We start from the raw sequence: 20,033 nt of genomic DNA, 5'->3' as shown, positions 1-20,033 counted from the left end.
GGCTTACTGCTCGTAGCGGATGTCCGCATCGAAACTGCTACCGCCGGCCTTGCCGTCCTTGCCGAGACTGATCAGGTCGTAGTCCTGGGTTTCGCCCGGCGCACGGTATTCCAGCGGGTGGCCCCACGGGTCGTTGAAATCGGACGCCTTGGCATAGGGACCCAGCCAGCCGTTCACGCCGGCGGGCTGGGCGACCAGGTCGTCCAGCTTGCCCGGCAGGCGGTTGGTGTCGAGCCGGTAGTTGTCCACCTTGCTCGCGACGGTCTGCACCTGGGCCTTGGCGATGTTCGCCTTGCCGCGGTCGGCGCCGCCGAGGACGCGGCTGGCCACGAGGGTCAGCACCGCGCCGATCAGCACGATCACGATGATGATTTCCAGCAGGCTCATGCCGGCCTGGCGGGCGGGGGAGCGGAAGGTCCTGCGATGACGTCGTTGCATTGAGCGGTTTCCTTTTCCGGGATGAGACACAGGTCAGCCGATGGCGTTGGTCAGGTCGTACAGGGGCACCAGCACCGCGATGATCACCACACCGACCAGCGAGGCCAGTACCAGCGTGATGGCCGGCACCATGGCCGACAACAGGCGATCGATGCTGCGTGCCGTTTCCTGCTCGAAGGTATCGGCGGTCTTCAGCAGCATGCCATCCAGCGCACCGGATTCCTCGCCCACCTGGATCATCTGAAGCGCCAGGCGGGGAAAGCGCCTGCCACGCGCGAGCGCGGTGGCCAGGCCGTTGCCGTTCTTGACCTCGTCACTGGCGACGTCGATGTCGGCGGCGAGCGCGCGGTTGCCAAGCACGTTGCGCGCGATGCCCAGCGCGGCGAGCAGCGGCACGCCATTGCGCAGCAGCGTGCCGAGCGTGCGCGCCAGGCGTGCGGTTTCGAGCTTGCCGAGCAGCGCGCCGATGCCCTTGCGCTGCAGCAGCCACGCATCGAGGGCGAGGCGGAAGGCCGGATCGCGCGCCTTGCGTTCCAGCAACCCTGCCAGCACGGCGGGCACCACGATGAAGAACACCCAGCCATCGCGCACCACGCTGCCGAGCTGCAGCACCAGCTGGGTGAACCAGGGCAGTTGCACGTCCAGGCTCTCGTACATCACGGCGAACTGCGGGACCACGTAGCCGAGCAGGAACAGCAGAGCACCGCCGACCACCAGCAGCAGGATGGCCGGATAGATCAGCGCGTTGATCACCCGCCCCTGCAGTTCACGGCTGCGCTCGAGGTAATCGGCAAGCCGCTGCAGCGTGTCGTGCAGGCTGCCACCGGCTTCACCGGCCCGCACCATGTTGATATAGAGGCGGGAGAACAGGCCGTGCTGGCGTTCCAGCGCAGAGGACAGCGACGCGCCACCGCGCACGGCATCGCGCAGCTCCTGCACCACACGCCGTGAACGGTCGTCCTCGGGCAGCGAAAGCAGGATCGACAGCGCCCGATCCAGGGGTTGCCCGGCGCCCAGCAGGGTGGCCAGCTGCTGGGTGAACTGCAGCAGCGCGGCGCCCTGCAGCGGCCGTTGCTTCAGCATCCCGCGCAGGCGCCCCGCCTCCATGCCGCCTTCGCTGGCCGGCCGGGCCTCTACCGGCAGGTGGCCCTGCTCCTGCAGGCGCATGGCGACCTCGGCTTCGCTGCCGGCCTCCATCTGCCCGTCAACCAGTTCGCCGCGACCATCGAGCGCCTTGTAGCGGTACACCGGCATGCTCAGCTGTCCTCGGTGACGCGCAGGACTTCCTCGAGCGTGGTGTGCCCGGCGAGGGCCTTGAGCAGGCCATCCTCGTACATGGTGCGCATGCCGCGGCTGCGCGCCAGCCGCTCGATGTCGGCCATGCCGTCCCGACGCATCACCGCGCGGCGAAGCTCGTCATCCATGACCAGCAGTTCCACGATGGTGGTGCGGCCCAGGTAGCCGGTCGGCGCCAGTGCCGAGGGCCGCGGGCGGAACAGGAAAATGCGGCCTTCCGGCTGCAGCCGGCGCAGCCCGAAGCGTTCGATCTCCTCGTCGGAGGCTTCATAGCGCTCGGCGTGGGTCGGCTCGAGCCTGCGCACCAGGCGCTGGCCGAGGATGCCGTTGATGGTGGAGGTCAGCAGGTAATCCTCCACGCCCATGTCGAGCAGCCGCGTGATGCCGCCCGCTGCGGTGTTGGTGTGCAGCGTGGACAGCACCAGATGGCCGGTCAGCGCGGACTGGATCGCGATGCGCGCGGTTTCCAGGTCGCGCATCTCGCCGATCATGATGACGTCTGGATCCTGGCGCACGATGCTGCGCAGCGCGTTGGCGAAATCCAGCCCGATCTGCGGCCTGGCCTGGATCTGGTTGATGCCTTCGATCTGGTACTCGACCGGATCTTCGACGGTGATGATCTTGACGTCTTCGGTGTTGAGCTGGCTCAGCGCGGTGTAAAGCGTGGTGGTCTTGCCCGAGCCGGTCGGACCGGTGACCAGCACGATGCCATGCGGCTGCTCCAGCACGCGACGGAACGCGGGCAGGAACTGGTCGGTGAAGCCCAGGTTATGGAAATCCAGCACCACGGTCTCGCGGTCCAGCAGGCGCATGACCACGCTCTCGCCGTGCGCGGTGGGCACGGTGCTCACGCGCAGGTCCAGTTCCTTGCCCTGCACGCGCAGCATGATGCGGCCGTCCTGCGGCAGGCGGCGCTCGGCGATGTTCAGCCGTGCCATGATCTTGATGCGGCTGATCACTGCGGCGGTGAGATTGGAGGGCGGACTCTCGCCCTCGATCAGCACGCCGTCCACGCGGTAACGCACCTTCAGGCGGGTTTCGAACGGCTCCACGTGGATGTCCGAGGCGCGCAGTTCCACCGCACGCTGGATCACCAGGTTCACCAGCCGGATCACCGGGGCCTCGGATGCCAGGTCACGCAGGTGTTCGATGTCATCGACCGCGACACTGTCGCCGTCGGCGGTTTCAACGATCGCGCCCATCGCGCTGCGGCCCTGGCCGAACCAGCGCTCGACGACATCATCGATCTCGGCGCGCTGGCCGATGCAGCTGCGCACCGGCAGCCCGGTGGCCAGGGCCACGGCCTGCGCTGCGTAGGGATCGTGCGCATCGGCCTGCCACAGCTGGATGCCCTGTTCATCCAGGGCGATCGGACAGACGTGGAACTGTTTGAGGAAGCGCAGCGACACCGGCAGGGTGTCGGCAAGCGCTGGCGGGGGAGCATCGGGCAGGTGGCGGGCATCCAGCAGCGGCAGGCCCAGCACATCGGCGCTCACCTGTGCCTGGTCACGCTCGGAAACCATGCCAAGGCGTACCAGCAGCGCCAGCTGGCTGCCACCGGCTTCGGCGTGCAGCGTGCGGGCGCGGGCCAGATCGGCTTCCTTGAGCCGGCCACGGGCGACGAGCGCGTCGATCAACGGCGCGTCGGTTGTCCGGTCTCCTGCTGGCTCAGCAACCGCGTTCACGCACACCCTCCTCCATTCCCGCACGACTGTAGCAGCTTGCCTGCGCGCCGCGCTGCCCGTCGCGCACCACAGCGGACGTCGTCTTTGTCCGACCTCCACGAAAACGGCCCGCCGGCCTGCGCCGACGAGCCGTATCCGTCACACCACAGGCTTACTGCGTGGCCAGCAGACTCACGCCGGAGAAGGCGGCCTCACCCACGACTTTGACGTAGTACGTGCCGGAAACCGGCGCGGTCACACGTACCGTTTCCGCATTGCCCGCGCGCGTGGACTTGCCCTTGAACGCGGTGCTGGTCGGCTCGCTGCCCTCGCCCACGTACAGTGAGATGTTGCCGGTGCCGCCGTAGGTGACGAAGCTCACTGTCTTGCCGGCCGTGGCTTCGAAGCTGTACAGCGTCTCCGTCCCCGACGCGCCGCTGATGCCGCCCACCGCGACCTTGTTGGTCAGCGGAATCGCGCTCGGGCCGCAGTCCTCGGTGCACGGCTCCTGCAGTGCCAGATCGAGCGCGGCCTTGGCATCGACGATGCCGGTGCCGATGGGCTTGGCCGGGTTGATGGCGACCGGGAAGCTCCGTGCGCTCTGCTTCAGCAGCGTTTCCATCGCCGCCGGCGCCAGCGGATCCTTGCCGGCCGTACTGAGGGCGCTCTGTACCAGCGCGGCGACGGCGGCCACGTGCGGAGCGGCCATCGAGGTACCGGCCTTGCCACCGTAGGTGTAGGTGCCGTTCGGTGCGGTGGTGCTGTTGGCGATGGCCTGCCACACGTAACCGTTCGGATTGCCATCGGTCACCCCGCCACCCGGGCCGGACAGATCGACGAGCGTGCCGAAGTTGGAGTAGTAGGCCATCTGGCCGGTGATGCCGGTAGCGCCCACCGAGACCACGTTGTTGCAGTTGGCCGGACGCGCGCCGGAGACATTGATCTCATCGTTGCCCGCCGCCACCACCACCAGCGTGCCACGCGAGACTGCACCGTTGATGGCGTCCTGGTACACGGCGTCGCAGGCACCGCCGCCGCCCAGACTCATGTTGATGATGTCGGCCGGGTTCTGGTTTGCCGGAACGCCGGCGACGGTGCCACCGGAGGCCCAGGTGATCGCATCGGCGATGTCGGACAGGGTGCCGCCGCAGCGGCCGAGCACACGGACCGGAAGCACTGTGGATTCGAACGCCAGGCCTGCCATGCCCACGCCGTTGTTGGTGGCTTCGGCCACGGTGCCGGCCACGTGCGTGCCGTGCCAGGAACTGTCGGTCTTGGGCGAACCGGTGTAGCAGAGGTTGGCGGCCTCCACCCAGTCACCCTGGTCCAGGGCGCCGGGCACACGGTCATTGGTGGGGCGGCGCGAGCGCTCGGCGTTGCTGATGAAATCGTAGCCTTCCAGCACCGTGCCCGCAGCGAAATCCGGGTGCGGCACGATGCCGGTATCCAGTACGGCCACCACCACGCCAGCACCACGCGAGACGTCCCACGCCGCCGGTGCGTTGACGCCGCCGGTCGGGCTGAAGAAGTGCCAGTTGTAGGCAGCATAGTTGGGGTCGTTCGGCACCAGGTTCGGCGCGGCATCGCCCAGGGCCGCGGCGCGGCGGCGGACCGGGTTGGCATCCACCGGGTACATCACTGCATCGGCCACGGCATATTCCACGGTGGGATCGGCCTGGAGCTCGGCCAGCACCTTGGCCAGTTCGGCGCCGCCGAGGCGGCTCTTGAGGCGGATCAGGTCCGCGCCGACGCCAAGCCGGCGTTCAACCTGCGGACCGAAGGCCGCCACGCGCGCCGCGCTGGCACCTGCAGTGGCGCCGCCCAGCGACGCGCGCGTCAGCGCCGAGTTCACCACGGCCAGCTTGGCCGTGCTGCTGCTGGCGGCCGCGCTGCCGGCGCGGTATTTGACGATGATGCCTTCCACCGCCTGCTGCTGCGCTGCGGTCGATCTCTGCGGCGCGCTGACCTTCAGGTCGGCGGCCTGCGCGATGCCCACGCTGGTGAGCGAAAGCACGGCGGCGGCGAGTACGTTGGTGCGGAGGTTCTGCTTCTTGATCACGTCGAAATCCTCTTCTGTGTCGTTGATGGAACCAAACCTGCGGCCTTCAATCCTTGCGACGACCCCCGGTCGGCCTCGCCGGGGTTGCCGTGACCCGCCCCCTCAGGCCCCACTGGCAGGCGGCGACCGCAGGGCCGCCGCCGGGTGTTCGACGCGGGCCACGGTCAGCGGCCCGCGCGTGCTGCATGCCTCACCAACCGAAGCCGGCACCGACACCGACGGAGGTGTCATCACTGCTCATGGCGCCACCGAAGGTGACCGTGGCGCGGTCGCTGAGCGCGCGCTGGTAGCCCAGCGACAGCGCCGATTCGCCGCCTTGGAAGCCGACACCGACACCGACGCGGTTCTGCGTGCGGATGCCCGCCGCGCTGGTGGCCATGTTGAGCATCGCCGAGCTCATCGCACCCTGCCGGTCGATGCGGCGATCCATGTTGCGCAGCCGGCCGTCCACCTCTCCCTTGAAGATGTCGAAGCTGTCGGCCACCGACTGGAACTTGGTGTCGGTATAGCTGTTGGCGCGGGCCACGCCGTTGTCGAGCTGGGCCACGTTGACGGCGTCGGTGGACTGGGTGCCTGCCGCGACATTGGTGACCTGGCGCTCGTTGCCGGCGCTGCCGACCGACACCGTATTGGCGCGGTTGGCGACCGAGTTCTCGCCAAGTGCCACCGAGTTCGCCGCCGTGGCCGTCGCGTTCTGGCCAAGCGCGGTGGACGCTGCGCCACTGGCCACCGCCCCTGCCCCGACCACCGCCGCCGCGCTGGCGCCCTCCGGTGCTGCGACGGCAGCCGTGCCGGCCGATGCCGCCGTGGGCGTGCCATGCAGCGCGGCCGACGCTGTACTGCTGGCCGCGGTTGCCTCGGGCGCGGCGGTTTCAGTGGCCGCCGAAGCGATTTGCGCGCTGTCCGTGGTGGCGCTGTCCGCCACGGTCCCGGCGTCAGCGGTCGGGCTGGCCATGCGCACGCTGCGGGCCGTGCTGGCCGAAGCCACCTGCGCCGTGCCTGCGGTGGCTTCGGCGGTCCCGCCACCGAGCTCGGTGACGCGACGGTCAAGGGCACCGAGTGCATCGCCCACGTTGCTGTAGCTGTTGCCCTGGATGACGTAGTTGGGCGCGACGAACACGCCCTGCAGGCCGACGCTGGCACCGCCGCCGAGGAAGCTGGCGATATCGGTCAGCGACTGGAACATCTGGCCACCGTTGATCGCCTGTCGGCTGCCGCTGGCGATGCTGCCGGACGCCACGTTGTCGATCGTGGTGCCCTCCAGTCCGGACAGGGTGAGCGTTTCCCGGTTCGCATCGTCATAGGCGACTGCACCGGCAGCGGCGGTTTCCACCGTGCCGATGCGGCTGTCGATGTCACCCACACGCGTCTCCACCGCACCCACGCGCTGGTTGGTCACGTTGAGCTGTGAGCCGGTGACCGCATCGCTGCTGCCCGCCACCAGGCGCCCATCGGCGACATTGACGATGCGGCGCGTGGCCGGCCCATTGCTGCCGTTGCCGCCGCCCACCGACACCACGTTGGCCTCCAGCGCGCGCGCGCCGGCGCCCAGGGCCACCGAACTGGCGCCGGAGACACCGGCGCCGGCGCCGATGGCGATGCTGTTGGCTCCGTTGCTGGCGAACGCACCATTGCCGATCGCCACGCCATTGACGGCGGTGGTCGCGGCCGAGCGGCCGATGGCGGTGCTGTTGCTGCCGCGCGCCGAAGCATCTGCGCCAACCGCGGTGGCGCCGGCCGTATTGGCCACGCTGTTGGCCCCCAGCGCGGTACTGCGGGCCCCGCTGGCCGACGCGCTCGAACCGGCCGCCACGGCGTCGCTGCCGGTGGCGCTGGCCTGGCCGGCACCGGTGCCGCTGAAGTACTGGCCGACCGCTTCCGCACTGGCGGCCACTTCCTTCAGCTGCGCCACGTTGGCGGCATCGGTGTCTTCGGTACCGGCTGCGACCTGGGTGATCTGCCGCTGCGTGGCGGCGTTGCCGACCGAGACCGTATTGGCACGCGACGCCTGCGAGCCGGTGCCGAGGGCCACGCTGTTGGCCGCGCTTGCCGTGGTGTTGGCGCCAAGCGCGGTGGCATCGGTGGCGTTGGCCCACGAATTCCAGCCGATGGCCGTGCCGTAGTCCTGCGTCGCCCAGGCCCCCGCACCGAGCGCGGAGCTGCCGGTGCCGCTGGCACGCGAGGCGATGATGCCGCCCGCCGCGCCGCCGACCGCCACGCTCTCCGCGCCACTGGCATCGCTGTTCAGGCCCACCGCGACGGCCGAGGTTCCCGCTGCGATGGACCCGAAGCCGACCGCCGTGGTGCTGGTGCCCGTGGCGGCGGCGCCATAGCCGAGCGCCGTGGACAGGCGTCCGCTCGCTTCGCTGTAGCCACCGTAGGCGGCCGTGCCATCGCCCGAGGCGATCGCGCGGAAGCCGGTGCTGGTGGACTGCGCGCCGCTGGCCGCCGCTTCGGCCCCGAGGGCGCTGCTGTAGACCCCGGTGGCCTGTGCGGCGGTACCGACGGCGGTGCTGCCGACCTCGCTGGCCACCGCATTGCTGCCGAGCGCCGCACTGTCGGCCCCGCCGGCCTGGCTGTTGCTGCCCAGCGCCGCGCTGTTGCTGCCGGTGGCCTGGGCGTTGGTGCCCACTGCCGCCGCTGCCGTGCCGGTCGCAACGCTGTCCAGGCCCACCGCGGTGGCCGCGTCCGCCAGCGCCGTCGCGCCGCTGCCGAGCGCGGTGGCGCCGGCACCGATCGCGTTGCTGGCTTCGCCGGCCGCCAGTGCGTTGTCACCTTCCACATAGGCGCCGGCATCGCTGTCGGCGCTGCCGCTGGCCTGGAAGTACTTGCTGGTGGCTGCCGCCGCATCAGCGACGTCGTTGAGCTGGTCCAGGTTCACCGCGTCGGTACCCTGGGTGCCGGCGGCCACGTTGGTGATCTGGCGCTGGCTGTCCGCGCTGCCGACAGACACCGTGTTGGCGCGGTCGGCGATCGAGTCCGCGCCGAGGGCCACGCTGTCCTCGGCCTCGGCCGTGGCCGCGTTGCCCAGCGCGGTGCTGTTCACCCCGGGCGACCACGCACCGCCACCGAGTGCGGTGGAGTAGTTTCCGGAGGCTTCGGTGGGCAGCAGGCCGAACAACGACCCGCCGACGGCCACGCTGTTGATGCCGGTGGCCAGGCTGCCCTGTCCGCTGGCCGTGCTGTACGCGCCGCTGGCCACTGAATCGCCACCGAGGGCCACACTGTTTGAACCGGATGCGTTGGCGAAGCTGCCCACTGCGGTGGCGTTGAACGCCGTAGCGGTGGCATAGCCGCCCAGTGCGGTGCTGTAGCCGGCCGTGGCTTCGGCGGCGAAGCCGAAGCTTGCCGCGGTCACGCCTGTGGCCACGCTTTCCCCGCCCACCGCGGTGGCGCCCTCGCCATCGGCCGTACTGAAGTAACCCACTGCCACCGATTCGGTTCCTGCCGCACTCGACAGCGCGCCGGTGGCGGTGCTGCCATCACCACTGGCCAGGCTGGCCGCACCGAAGGCGGCACTCTGCTCGCCGCTGGCCTGGCTTTCAGCACCGCTGGCCGTCGCGTACTCCGCCGTGGCCTGTGCATTGGCGCCACTTGCGGTGGCGTTGGCGGCCGACGCCAGCGCATTGAAACCGACCGCCGCCGCCTGCGTGCCCGCCGCTGTCGCGCCGCTGCCCAGGGCCACGGTGCCGTCACCGAGTGCGTTGCTGGCCTCGCCTGCGGCCAGCGCGTTGTCACCGTCCACATAGGCACCGGCATCGCTGTCGGCGCTGCCACTGGCCTGGAAGTAGGTGCTGGTGTTGGCGGCCACGTCGGCCACGGCCTGGAGCTGATCGAGGTTCACCGCATCGGTGCCTTCGGTACCGGCCGCGACGTGGGTGATCTGACGTTCCGCCCCGCTGCTGCCGACCGACACGGTGTCGGCACGGTCGGCCACCGCATTGGCACCGAGCGCAACGCTGTTGGCCGCCTCGGCACTGGAGAAATAGCCGATGGCGGTGCTGTCCTCGGCGGTGGCGAAGGCCAGCGTGCCGACGGCGCTGCTGTTGTCGCCGGTGGCGTTGGCACCGGCACCCACGGCCGTGGCGGCTTCGCCGGTGGCCTCGGTCCCGATGAAGAAGCCGAACCCCGGGATCAGGTCGACCGGCCCACCGATGGCGGTGCTGCTGGTGCCGGTGGCGACGGTCTGCGTGCCCACCGCGGTGGAGTAATCACCGAGCGCGTTGGAGACGGCACCGAACGCCGAGGACTGCGCGCCGGAGGCATACGCGCCGACGCCGTACGACGCCGCCGCGAAGCCGCTGGCCACCGCACTTGCACCGACGGCGGTACCGCCCACGCCGGCGCTGGTGGCCCCGGTGTCCACGGCCACGCCGCCGTTGGTGATGAGCGGATTGCCGTCCTCATCCACCGCAACGCCACCGACCGCAACGGCCGCAGGGCCCGTGGCCTGCGCGTTGTTGCCGAAGGCGGCGCTGTTCTGGCCACTGGCCAGGGCATTGAAGCCGACGGCCGTGGCCTGCTGCCCCACCGCTGTCGCACCGGCACCGAGCGCCGACGCGCCGTCGGCCAGGGCATTGGCCGCTTCGCCGATGGCGGTGGCGTTGGCGCCGGAGGCCAGCGCCCCGGCATCGCTGTCGTCGCTGCCGGTGGCCTGGAAGTAGGTGCTGGTCGCGGCCGCCGCATCGGCAACCTCGTTGAGCTGGTCCAGGTTCACCGCATCGGTGCCCTCGGTACCGGCCGCCACCTGGGTGATCTGGCGTTCGCTGCCCTCGCTGCCCACGGCCACGCTGCGCTCGCGCGTGGCGACCGAGCCCGCGCCCAGGGCGACGCTGTTGTCACCACTGGCACTGGCGCCGGCGCCCAGTGCGATCGAACTCTCCGCCAGGGCCTCGGAATTGGTGCCGATGGCGATGCTGTTGACCGTGTTTCCCAGCGCCTGGAAGCCCAGCGCCACGCTGTAGTCCCCATAGCCGAAGGCACCACGGCCCACTGCGGTGGAACTGGTGCCATCGGCCCAGCTGTTGTAGCCCAGCGCCGTGGCGCCACTGGCACTGGCCCAGGCGGCCGGGCCGAAGGCCGTGGCGTTGGTGGCGGTGGCCCAGGCGCCGGCGCCGAAGGCCGTCGCCCCGTCTGCCGTCGCCCAGCTGTAGCCGCCCACGGCGGTGCTGTCGGCGCTGCTGGCGAAGGCGCTGTCTCCCAGCGCGACGCTGTAGCCCCCGGTCGCGCGCGATTTCACGCCGCCGGCGAAGCTGTTGTCACCGGTCGCCTGCGCGCCGGCACCGAAGGCGTTGCTGTCCACGCCGGTGGCCTGCGCGGCGTTGCCCACCGCCGTGGCATTGGCCACTGCCGACGTACCGGTCAGCACCGGGTTGCCGTCCGCATCCACCAGCGGCTGGTTGTATTCGTCGAACGCCTGGCCCAGGCCACCGATGGCCACGCTGCCGGAACCGTCGGCGAACGTGTTGCGACCGAGTGCGATGGCATCGTTGCCCAGCGCCGAAGCGCCGGCCCCCTGGGCCAGTGCCCCCGCACCGATCGCGTTGCTGGCCGAGCCGGCGGCCAGGGCGCCTTCGCCTTCAGAATAGGCGCCGGTATCGGTGCCTGCCTCGCCCTGCGCGGAGAAATATTTCGCTGCACCTGCGGCGCTGTCGGCCACGGCATCCAGCTGTGCCTTGTTCACCGCATCGGTGGCTTCGCTGCCTGCGGCCACGCGCGTGATCTGACGCTCGGCACCGGCGCTGCCGACGGACACCGTGTTGGCGCGCACGGCTTCGGAGTTCGCGCCGATGGCCACGCTGTTGGCACCGCGCGCGGTGGCGTAATAGCCAACGGCCGTGCTCAGTTCACCGCTGGCCCAGGTCTGTGCGCCCACCGCACTGGCGCCGTCGCCGGGTGCGTAGGCGAAGTAACCGATCGCGGTGCTTTCCTCGCCCGAGGCCTCGGTCAGCGTGCCGGTCGCGGTGGCATAGGTGCCGGCGGCAATCGCGCCGGCGCCGACCGCGGTGGCGGCTTCACCGCTGGCCTGGGTCTGCACGAAGAAGCCGAGCCCCGGAATCAGGTCGGCCGGCCCGCCGATGGCGGTGCTGCTGGTGCCGGTCGCCACGGTCTGCGTGCCCACCGCCGTGGCGTAATCGCCGACCGCGTTGGACACCGCGCCGAAGGCGGAGGACTGGGCGCCACCGGCATACGCGCCGACGCCATACGACGATGCCGCGAAACCGCTGGCTTCGGCGCTGGCGCCGACGGCGGTGCCGCCCACGCCGGCGCTGGTGGCGCCGGTGTCCACGGCCACGCCCCCGTTGGTGATGAGCGGGTTGCCGGCCGCGTCCACGGCCACCCCGCCGACGGCCACCGCGGCCGGACCCGTCGCCTGTGCGTTGTTGCCGAACGCGGCACTGTTCTGGCCTGCGGCGAGGGCATTGAAGCCCACCGCGGTGGCGTTCTGGCCCGCTGCGGTGGCGCCGCTGCCGAGCGCCGAGCCGCCGTCGGCCAGCGCATTGGCGGCCTCGCCGATGGCGGTGGCATTGGCACCCGCCGCCAGCGCGCCCGCATCGCTGTCATCGCTGCCGGTGGCCTGCACGTACTTGGCGGTGGTTGCGCCGGCGTCGGCCACCGCAGCCAGCTGGCCCACGGTGGCTGCATCGGAGGCTTCCGTGCCATCGGCCACGTTGGTGATCTGCCGCGCCAGCCCGTTGTCGGCATTGCCGACCGAGACGGTATCGACGCGATCAGCGTATGACCCTGCACCAAGCGCCACGCTGCCGACGGCAACGGCGGCCGAGTTCGAGCCGATCGCGCTGCTGAAATCGGCCGTGGCGATGCTGAACGCACCGACCGCCACCGAAGCTTCGCCGCCGCTGCCGGCACCGCGTCCCACCGAGGTGCTGCCATCGGCGATCGCCAGCGCACCTGCGCCGACGGCGGTGGCGCCATCAGCGGTGGCTTCGGACAGCGCCCCCAGCGCAGTGGCTGCGCCGTTGGTGCTCTCCGCGTACGCCGAGGCGCCGACCGCTGTATCGCCCAGACCCCACGCCGAAGCGCTCTGGCCCACCGCGACGGCGGCATCGCCGAAGGCGATGGCGTTCTGGCCGAAGGCGCTCGCGCCCAGCCCTGCGGCGATCGACTGGCTGCCGACGGCGGTGGTCGCATTCGCCGTGGCCTGGGCATTGCTGCCCGCCGCCAACGCGCCCTGGCCGTCGATGCGGGCGGCATCGCTGTCATCACCCGCGCCGCCGACCTTGAAGTAGCGTTCGGCATCGGCGGCGGCCCGCGCCATCGCCTGTGCCTGCGCGGCGTTGGCCGCATCCAGCTGCGCCTTGTTGACCGCATCGGTGGCGGCCACGCCGGCGGCCACGTCGGTGATCTGGCGTTCGCTGCCCGCCCGGCCGACCGACACCGTGTTGGCCCGCGTCGCGCGCGAACCGGCACCGAGCGCCACGCTGTTGGCGGCGCTGGCGGTGCTGCCGCTGCCGATGGCTACCGCGTTGCTGCCGGTGGCTGCGGCGCTGCCATCGACAACGCACTGGTCGATCACCCCGCTGTTGAGCACGACGCAGTTCGCATTGCCGCCGATTTCCACCGATTGCGCCGCGACCGGCGATGCCGCTGCCAATCCGAGGGCCAGCAGGAGTCCGCTGCCAAGCAGGGAGGGGGCGAGCGTCTCGCCGCGCCGGCGCCGATCGATGACGTGGCCGGGCTGGTCGGACGATGCCAGCTCCGAGGCGACGACCATTTGACCGAGCGCTTTATTCCAGACCTTGCGATAAATCCGATTCATCGATACGGCTCCTGATTGGCTGGTTTTTGGGCAAAGCAACGCCATCGCCGGGTCAACGGACCCAACGTCCCCTGGGGGCGTTTTCAGTGAGATTTGCGGCAGTGCGGGGGGACGCGCGTGGTGCGGACGACGGTGCGCGGAACCCGGGGGAAACGACTGGCTGAACGATGTCCTAATGGACTTGAAGTGTTAACGTGAACGAATCATAACGTCAAGACTTTGACGAACAAAAACCCGGTGGTGTGACGTACTTCGCACTTGCGCCTGTTCATTGGGTGATCTTGTTATGTATGCGTGATGGCAGCGTTTTCACCACATGCGGCGCGCAAGTGCTTGGCAGGTAAGCTTTTCCTTAAGAGAGGCAAAGAAAAACCCGCCAACTGAGTGACGGGTTTTTGCTGAAGCCGTTACAGAAGCGAACGCGGTGTGCGCAGTATCACCCGCACCATACGCGTGCGTTCCGGAACATCCGCATCCACGGTGAGTCACCCTGCCAGTTTTCTGGCGCCCAGCTGAGGTTGAGCGCACGCGGGGTACGCTCCGGGTGCGGCATCATGATCGTCACCCGGCCATCGGTGCTGGTCAGCCCGGTGATACCGTCCGGCGACCCGTTCGGGTTCAACGGATACTGCCCGGCGGCCTGGCCGTCGCCATCGATGAAGCGCAGCGATACCCGTGCGGCCGCCTGGTCGACGGCGGTTTCAAACACCGCCCGGCCCTCGCCATGCGCCACCGCCACCGGCAGGCGTGAACCGGCCATGCCCCGCAGCAGGATCGACGGCGATTCCACCACTTCCAGCAGCGACGTACGGGCTTCGAACTGCTCGCTGGCGTTGCGGCGGAACTGCGGCCAGTGCCCGGCACCGGGGATGATGTCCTTGAGCTGGCTCATCATCTGGCAACCGTTGCACACCCCCAGAGCGAAGCTGTCCTGGCGTTCGAAGAAGGCCGCGAACGCATCCCGCAGCGCGCTGCGCTCCAGGATCGAGGTGGCCCAGCCACGTCCGGCACCCAGCACGTCGCCATAGCTGAACCCGCCGCAGGCCACCAGGCCGCGGAAGTCCGCAAGGTCCACGCGACCGTCGATGAGGTCGCTCATGTGCACGTCGAAGGCGCGGAAACCCGCACGTTCGAAGGCGTTGGCCATTTCGATCTGGCCATTGACGCCCTGTTCGCGCAGGATCGCGATCTTCGGCCGGGCACCGGTGGCGATGAACGGCGCACCGATGTCCTCATTGAGGTCGAAGGTCAGCTTCGGCTTCAGGCCCGGTGCGGTGAACGCACGGGCCACGGCGTGCTCCTGGTCGGCGTTGTCCGGGTTGTCGCGGCGCTTCTGCATGGCGTGGGTTACCGCCCACCAGGCGTCGAACAGCGCTTCCCAGCGCCACTCCACCAGGTTTTCGCCCTGCAGCGACACCCGCACCACCGGAGCCGTGGTCGGCCGCGCGATGCGCTGCGCGCACTCGGTGAGCGCATGGCGCTCCACCAGGTCGGCGAAGGCGGCACGGTCCTCGCGCGCCACCTGCACCACCGCGCCCAGCTCTTCGTTGAACAGGCTGCGGAACGGATCATCGCCCCAGGCATCGAGCAGGATGTCCAGGCCCATGCGCGAGGCGAAGGCCATCTCGCACAGCGCCGCAAAGGCGCCCCCATCGCTGCGGTCGTGGTACGCCCGCAGCAGGCCGGCCTGGCGCGCATCGCGGATCATCTCGAAGAACGCGCGCAGCCGCTGCGCATCTTCCAGGTCCGGGCTGGCGCCGCCGAACGCCGGCAGCGCGGCATGGTCGCCATGGACCTGCGCGAAGATCGAACCGCCCATGCGCTGCCTGCCACCGCCGAGCCCGATCAGCCACAGCTCGCTGTCCACGTCGCGGTCCATCAGCGGGGTCAGCTGCTGCCGCACATCGGTCACCGGCGCGAAGGCGGTGATGACCAGCGAGACCGGCGAAACACTCTTGTGCGCCACGCCATCGGCCTGCCACTGGGCCTGCATGGACAACGAATCCTTGCCCACCGGAATACTGATGTCCAGCTGCGGGCACAGCTCCATGCCCACCGCACGCACGGCGTCGTACAGCAGCGCGTCTTCGCCCGGATGACCTGCCGCGGCCATCCAGTTCGCGGAGAGCTTCACTTCCTCCAGCGAATCCACCGGCGCGGCACACAGGTTGGTGATCGCCTCACCCACCGCCATGCGCGCCGAAGCCGCTGCATCGAGCAGGGCCAGTGGCGTGCGTTCGCCGACCGACATCGCCTCCCCGGCCACGCCCTCGAACCCGGCCAGGGTGATCGCCACATCCGAGACCGGCACCTGCCACGGGCCGATCATCTGCTCGCGCGCGGTGAGCCCACCCACGCTGCGGTCGCCGATGGTGACCAGGAAGTTCTTGGAGGCCACCGTCGGGTGGGCCAGCACGCGCAGGCCCGCCTCGTGCAGGTCCAGCCCGGCCGTCTTCAGCGCCGGCCAGCGCGGTGCCGGCGGGCGCACGGCATCGCGGTGCATCTTCGGCGCCTTGCCGAACAGCACGTCCATCGGCAGGTCGATCGGCGCATCGGCCGGAATGTTGCCCGGGGTGGCACCGTAGGCCACCACCAGACGCTCCTCGGCGGTGGCCACGCCGACGGCCGCGAACGGGCAGCGCTCGCGCGCGCACAGCGCCGCGAACTCGGCCAGGCGCGCCTGCGCCACGCCGAGCACATAGCGTTCCTGGGATTCGTTGCACCACAGCTGCATCGGCGAGAGCGAGGGATCATCGGTGGGCACCTTGCCCAGGTCGATCACACCGCCCACGTCCGAATCGTGCAGCAGTTCGGGGATCGCGTTGGACAGGCCACCCGCGCCGACATCGTGGAAGAACTTGATGGGGTTGTCCGCGCCCATCGCCACGCAGCGGTCGATCACCTCCTGGCAGCGGCGTTCCATCTCGGGGTTGTCGCGCTGCACGCTGGCAAAGTCCAGGTCCTCGGCACTCTCGCCCGAAGCCACCGACGAAGCCGCGCCACCGCCCAGTCCGATCAGCATCGCCGGGCCGCCGAGCACGATCACCGCATCGCCTTCCTGCAGGCGGATCTTGTCCACCTGCACGCGGTCGATGGCACCGAGCCCGCCGGCCAGCATGATCGGCTTGTCGTAAGCGCGGGTCAGGCCACCCTCGGCCAATTCGAAACTGCGGAAGTAGCCCACCAGGTTCGGACGGCCGAATTCATTGTTGAACGCGGCGCCGCCGAGCGGGCCCTCGGTCATGATCTCCAGGGCCGGGGCCATGCGCGGGTTGAGCGCGCGCGGCGCCTCCCACGGCTGCTCCAAGCCGGGGATGCGCAGGTGCGAAACGGAAAACCCGGTCAGGCCGGCCTTCGGTTTGCCGCCGCGACCGGTTGCGCCTTCGTCGCGGATCTCCCCGCCTGCCCCGGTGGAAGCCCCCGGGAACGGCGCGATCGCCGTGGGGTGGTTATGCGTTTCCACCTTGATCTGGAAGGCACTGGGCACCACCGCCTCGCTGCGGTATTCACCCGTGGCCGGGTCCGGACGGTACCGCGCGGACGGACGGCCTTCGATCACCGCGGCATTGTCGCTGTACGCGCTGAGCGTGTTCTGCGGGGTCTGCTGGTGGGTGTTCTTGATCATGCGGAACAGCGAGCGCTCCTGCGCCTCGCCGTCCACGCTCCAGCTGGCGTTGAAGATCTTGTGCCGGCAGTGCTCGGAGTTGGCCTGCGCGAACATCATCAGTTCCACGTCCGATGGCAACCGGCCGAGCTGGCCGAAGCGCTCGCGCAGGTAGTCGATCTCATCCTGCGCCATGGCCAGGCCCAGGCGCTGGTTGGCCGCTTCCAGATCGTCCAGCGCGATGCGCTCCAGTACCCCGCGCGCCGGCGTGGCGAACAGGGCCTGGCCCTGCTGCACATCCTCCAGCACGGACTGGGTCATCGGGTCATGCAGGGCCTTGACCAGTGCCTGCACGGCCGCCGCGTCCCCGGGCCAGCCCTGGACATCCAGGCGCAGCCCCCGTTCCACCCGGCTGACCGGCTGCCCGGCGCCACGCACCAGTTCGGTGGCCTTGCTCGACCACGGTGACAACGTGCCCAGGCGCGGCACCACATAGCGCGTCACCGCGCCGGCTTCTGCGGCGCTGGACTGCGGTGCCGCTTCGAGGATGCGGCCCAGCGTGGCCAGTTCCAGATCGCCCTGCGCTTGGGGCTGCACGAAGTACACGTGCCAGGCACCGCTGATGCGCAGCGACGGCGCGATGGACTGGAGGCGGGATTCAAGACGTTCGCGGCGGAACGCCGACAGGGCGGGCGCGCCCTCGAGGACCATCATGTCCGGGGAACCGTAGGTGGGAAACGGCCCATCATTCTACCGGAAGCGGTGGCGGGGGCCGGGCAGGCGGCGAAAACCGGGCGCTGGAGTGATGCGCGAAATATTGCGGTGCGGGGGGAATCCGTACGGGAGACTGCGCTGACCCTTCTTCCTGGCGCATCTCCCATGCCCGTCATCTCTTCGCCGATCGCTACCGCCCGCCACCTGTTCATGGAGGGGATGCTGCAACCTCTCGTCGCTGGCACCAAGGCATCGGGCGAGGCCGCCCGCGCGACCGGATTCTCCTCCCTCAAGCTGGGCAACGCCCCGCGGCCCGGTCGCGTCCCCAGTGGGCCGGCGAGCCCTTCGGGCAGTGGCATCGCGGCAAGGCCTTCGGTGTGCGCGCCGACGCCGCCCCAGCCGGAGCGCATGACGCTTCCGGCGGGAGCATCGCAGACGAGCCCCATCGCCACGTACCTGCACACCGTGCGCTGCGCCCGAAAGTTCTGGCAGGCCAGAGAAGTCGAGTCGACTGTGGCGCGCCCTGCGCTGGAGTCGACGCGTGCTGACGAAATTCTCCCGGCCCTGCCTACCGGCCTGGCTGACGCGATGCGCGCAAATCGCCTTCGTACACCGGAGCCGGCACGCCTGGGGGACCTCGTGCGAGGACAACTGCCCAAGCGCGTGCCTCACTTCCAGCAATCCTACCCCCTGCCGCAGAAGAATGAGCTGCACCCCGCCGGCCTCTACCACCGGCTTGTCGCCTCCAGGGGCTGAGACGGCACGGGGACACTCACCTCGCAGAAGGAGCAGAAATGATCACCACCGGGCTTTCACACGCGACTTTCAAAGCTCGCCAAGCGTTCATCGGGGCTGCTCTCGGCGGGACGGGGCCTGCTGCTAAGCCAGCGGGTATCGCCGGCGCGCCGCGTGCTTTCCCGCTGCGAACCCTTCACAACAGCAACATGGAGGCGCGCGCCGCCACGCTGCCCCTCGAGCGCTGGAAAGATCCGACGGTCAAACGCCCGTGCGCGCTGCCTTTCCCTCCGCCCTGCCGGGTCAGCAGCCCGTCGACGTCCCGTCTGTGGCGCACCGTGCCGGCCCCGGCAATGAAGGCTCCGTTGGCGGCGCAGCTTCATCAGCGGCAGCAGGAGGCCGCGGCGCTCGAGAACATCAAGCGGCCCGGTTACTGGAACAGCGCCACCGGGGACATGTTCTCCCAGCTCATCACCCGCACCGACCTGTGGCCGGCCGATCGTTGCCTGCGCATCATCGACTGCGCGCGCGACACCATTACGCTCATCGCGCCGGACGGCACGCTGCGGACGCACCACGGTCGTTCGGCGGCGCTGCTGCCCGAGCCGGCCGCCAATGAAGTGGTGCTCATGCGCACCGGGGCGCACTACGTACGCCTGTGCCCCGATGAGGACGTCGTCGTCCGCGATGTTCCCGCAGACGGTGACTGTTTCTTTTCCTGCATCTCCGATGCGTTCGGCGTGCCGCCGGAGGGACGGCACGCCCACAACCTGCGGCTGCGCGAATCGATCGCGCGGCTTGTCGCAAGTGATCCGGCCCTTCTGATGATCGCCTGCGTCAGCGACCAACCGCTGCCGAACGACGCTCCAAGGCGGCCTTGAGCTGGGCCGGCGGCAGGTAGCCGCCAAGCTGCGTGCCGTCGGCAGCGAAGATCGCCGGTGTACCGTTCACACCCAGCTGCTGGCCAAGGGCGTACTGCATCGCCACCGGGTTGGTGCAGTTCTTGGCCGGCACGGCCTTGCCCTGCTTGGCCGCGGTCAACGCCGCACGGCGGTCGCTTGCACACCAGACCGAAATCATGTCGGTGTAATCCTTGCTGCCCAGACCCATGCGCGGGAATGCCAGGTATTCGACCGTGATGCCGTTGCGGTTGAGTTCGGCGATGTCCTGATGCAGCTTGCGGCAGTAGCCGCATTCGATGTCCGTGAACACGGTGATGGTGTGCTTGGCATTGGGCGCGGCGAACACGATGCGATCGCCATGGTTCGCCTTTTCAAGCAGGCTGCGCCGGTAGGCCAGCAGACCATCGCTGTTGACCAGCGCCTTGGCCTGGATATCGTACGGCTGGGACTGCATCAGATAGCGCCCGTCGTCTGAGACGTACATCACCTGGCCGGACACCACGACCTCGCGGAAGCCCGGGAACGGGGCCGCGCCGATGTAGTCCGGGTTGAAGTTGGGATCCAGCGTCTGCAGGGCACTGCGTACGCGCTGGTCCGCACCGCTGGCGGAGGCCGCCGGAGCCGGCGCGGGAGACGTTCCGGCCGCCTTGGGCGGCGCCGGCTGGGCACAGGCGGTCAGGCTGAGCGAAGCCAGCAGGGCAGCAGCAAGGAGACGGCGCATGGCGGATCTACTGTGGATGATCGAAGCGCCGATTCTCGCATAGTCTCCCTGAGGCGCGCGTTCGCGGATTGATCGCTACTTGCAAGCGCAATAGGAGGTGTCGATTCCATTATGCGGACC

At 69.7% G+C, this 20,033-nt stretch carries 9 protein-coding genes; 2 read left to right on the top strand and 7 right to left on the bottom strand.

Annotated features, from left to right (window positions below):
- Positions 1 to 3: 3 nt before the first annotated feature.
- The 6 genes from gspG to purL form a co-directional block, all read right to left on the bottom strand.
- Complete coding sequence (gene gspG, locus FHY09_RS01025; protein WP_208407434.1) at positions 4 to 438, bottom strand: type II secretion system major pseudopilin GspG; 435 nt, start codon at positions 436 to 438, stop codon at positions 4 to 6.
- A gap of 33 nt (positions 439 to 471) precedes the next feature.
- On the bottom strand, positions 472 to 1,692 hold the full coding sequence (gene xpsF / locus FHY09_RS01020; protein ID WP_166923311.1) for a type II secretion system protein XpsF: 1,221 nt from the start codon (positions 1,690 to 1,692) through the stop codon (positions 472 to 474).
- Positions 1,693 to 1,694: 2 nt separating this feature from the next.
- Positions 1,695 to 3,419 carry a type II secretion system ATPase GspE gene (gene gspE, locus FHY09_RS01015; protein ID WP_166923309.1) on the bottom strand — a complete coding sequence of 575 codons (1,725 nt, stop codon included), beginning with the start codon at positions 3,417 to 3,419 and terminating at the stop codon, positions 1,695 to 1,697.
- Positions 3,420 to 3,570: 151 nt separating this feature from the next.
- A complete protein-coding gene (locus FHY09_RS01010) occupies positions 3,571 to 5,457 on the bottom strand; it encodes a S8 family peptidase (RefSeq protein ID WP_166923307.1) in 1,887 nt (628 codons plus the stop codon).
- 190 nt (positions 5,458 to 5,647) lie between these two features.
- The gene (locus FHY09_RS01005) at positions 5,648 to 13,237 is read right to left on the bottom strand and encodes an ESPR-type extended signal peptide-containing protein (protein WP_166923305.1); all 7,590 of its coding nucleotides are present in this window, start codon (positions 13,235 to 13,237) and stop codon (positions 5,648 to 5,650) included.
- 436 nt (positions 13,238 to 13,673) lie between these two features.
- The gene (gene purL, locus FHY09_RS01000; protein ID WP_166923303.1) at positions 13,674 to 17,555 is read right to left on the bottom strand and encodes a phosphoribosylformylglycinamidine synthase; all 3,882 of its coding nucleotides are present in this window, start codon (positions 17,553 to 17,555) and stop codon (positions 13,674 to 13,676) included.
- 165 nt (positions 17,556 to 17,720) lie between these two features.
- Here purL and FHY09_RS00995 point away from each other — a divergent pair, with 165 nt between their 5' ends.
- Both FHY09_RS00995 and FHY09_RS00990 read left to right on the top strand, forming a co-directional pair.
- Complete coding sequence (locus FHY09_RS00995) at positions 17,721 to 18,311, top strand: hypothetical protein (RefSeq protein WP_166923301.1); 591 nt, start codon at positions 17,721 to 17,723, stop codon at positions 18,309 to 18,311.
- Between the two features lie 38 nt (positions 18,312 to 18,349).
- Complete coding sequence (locus FHY09_RS00990; RefSeq protein WP_166923299.1) at positions 18,350 to 19,171, top strand: hypothetical protein; 822 nt, start codon at positions 18,350 to 18,352, stop codon at positions 19,169 to 19,171.
- Here the strand turns inward: FHY09_RS00990 and FHY09_RS00985 are convergent.
- On the bottom strand, positions 19,128 to 19,913 hold the full coding sequence (locus tag FHY09_RS00985; RefSeq protein ID WP_166923297.1) for a thioredoxin fold domain-containing protein: 786 nt from the start codon (positions 19,911 to 19,913) through the stop codon (positions 19,128 to 19,130). The genes FHY09_RS00990 and FHY09_RS00985 overlap by 44 nt on opposite strands.
- Positions 19,914 to 20,033: the final 120 nt, after the last annotated feature.

This window comes from Xanthomonas sp. 60 (assembly GCF_011761925.1).
Note: the sequence above shows the minus strand (reverse complement) of the source record. Positions and strands in the feature narration are given on the sequence as shown.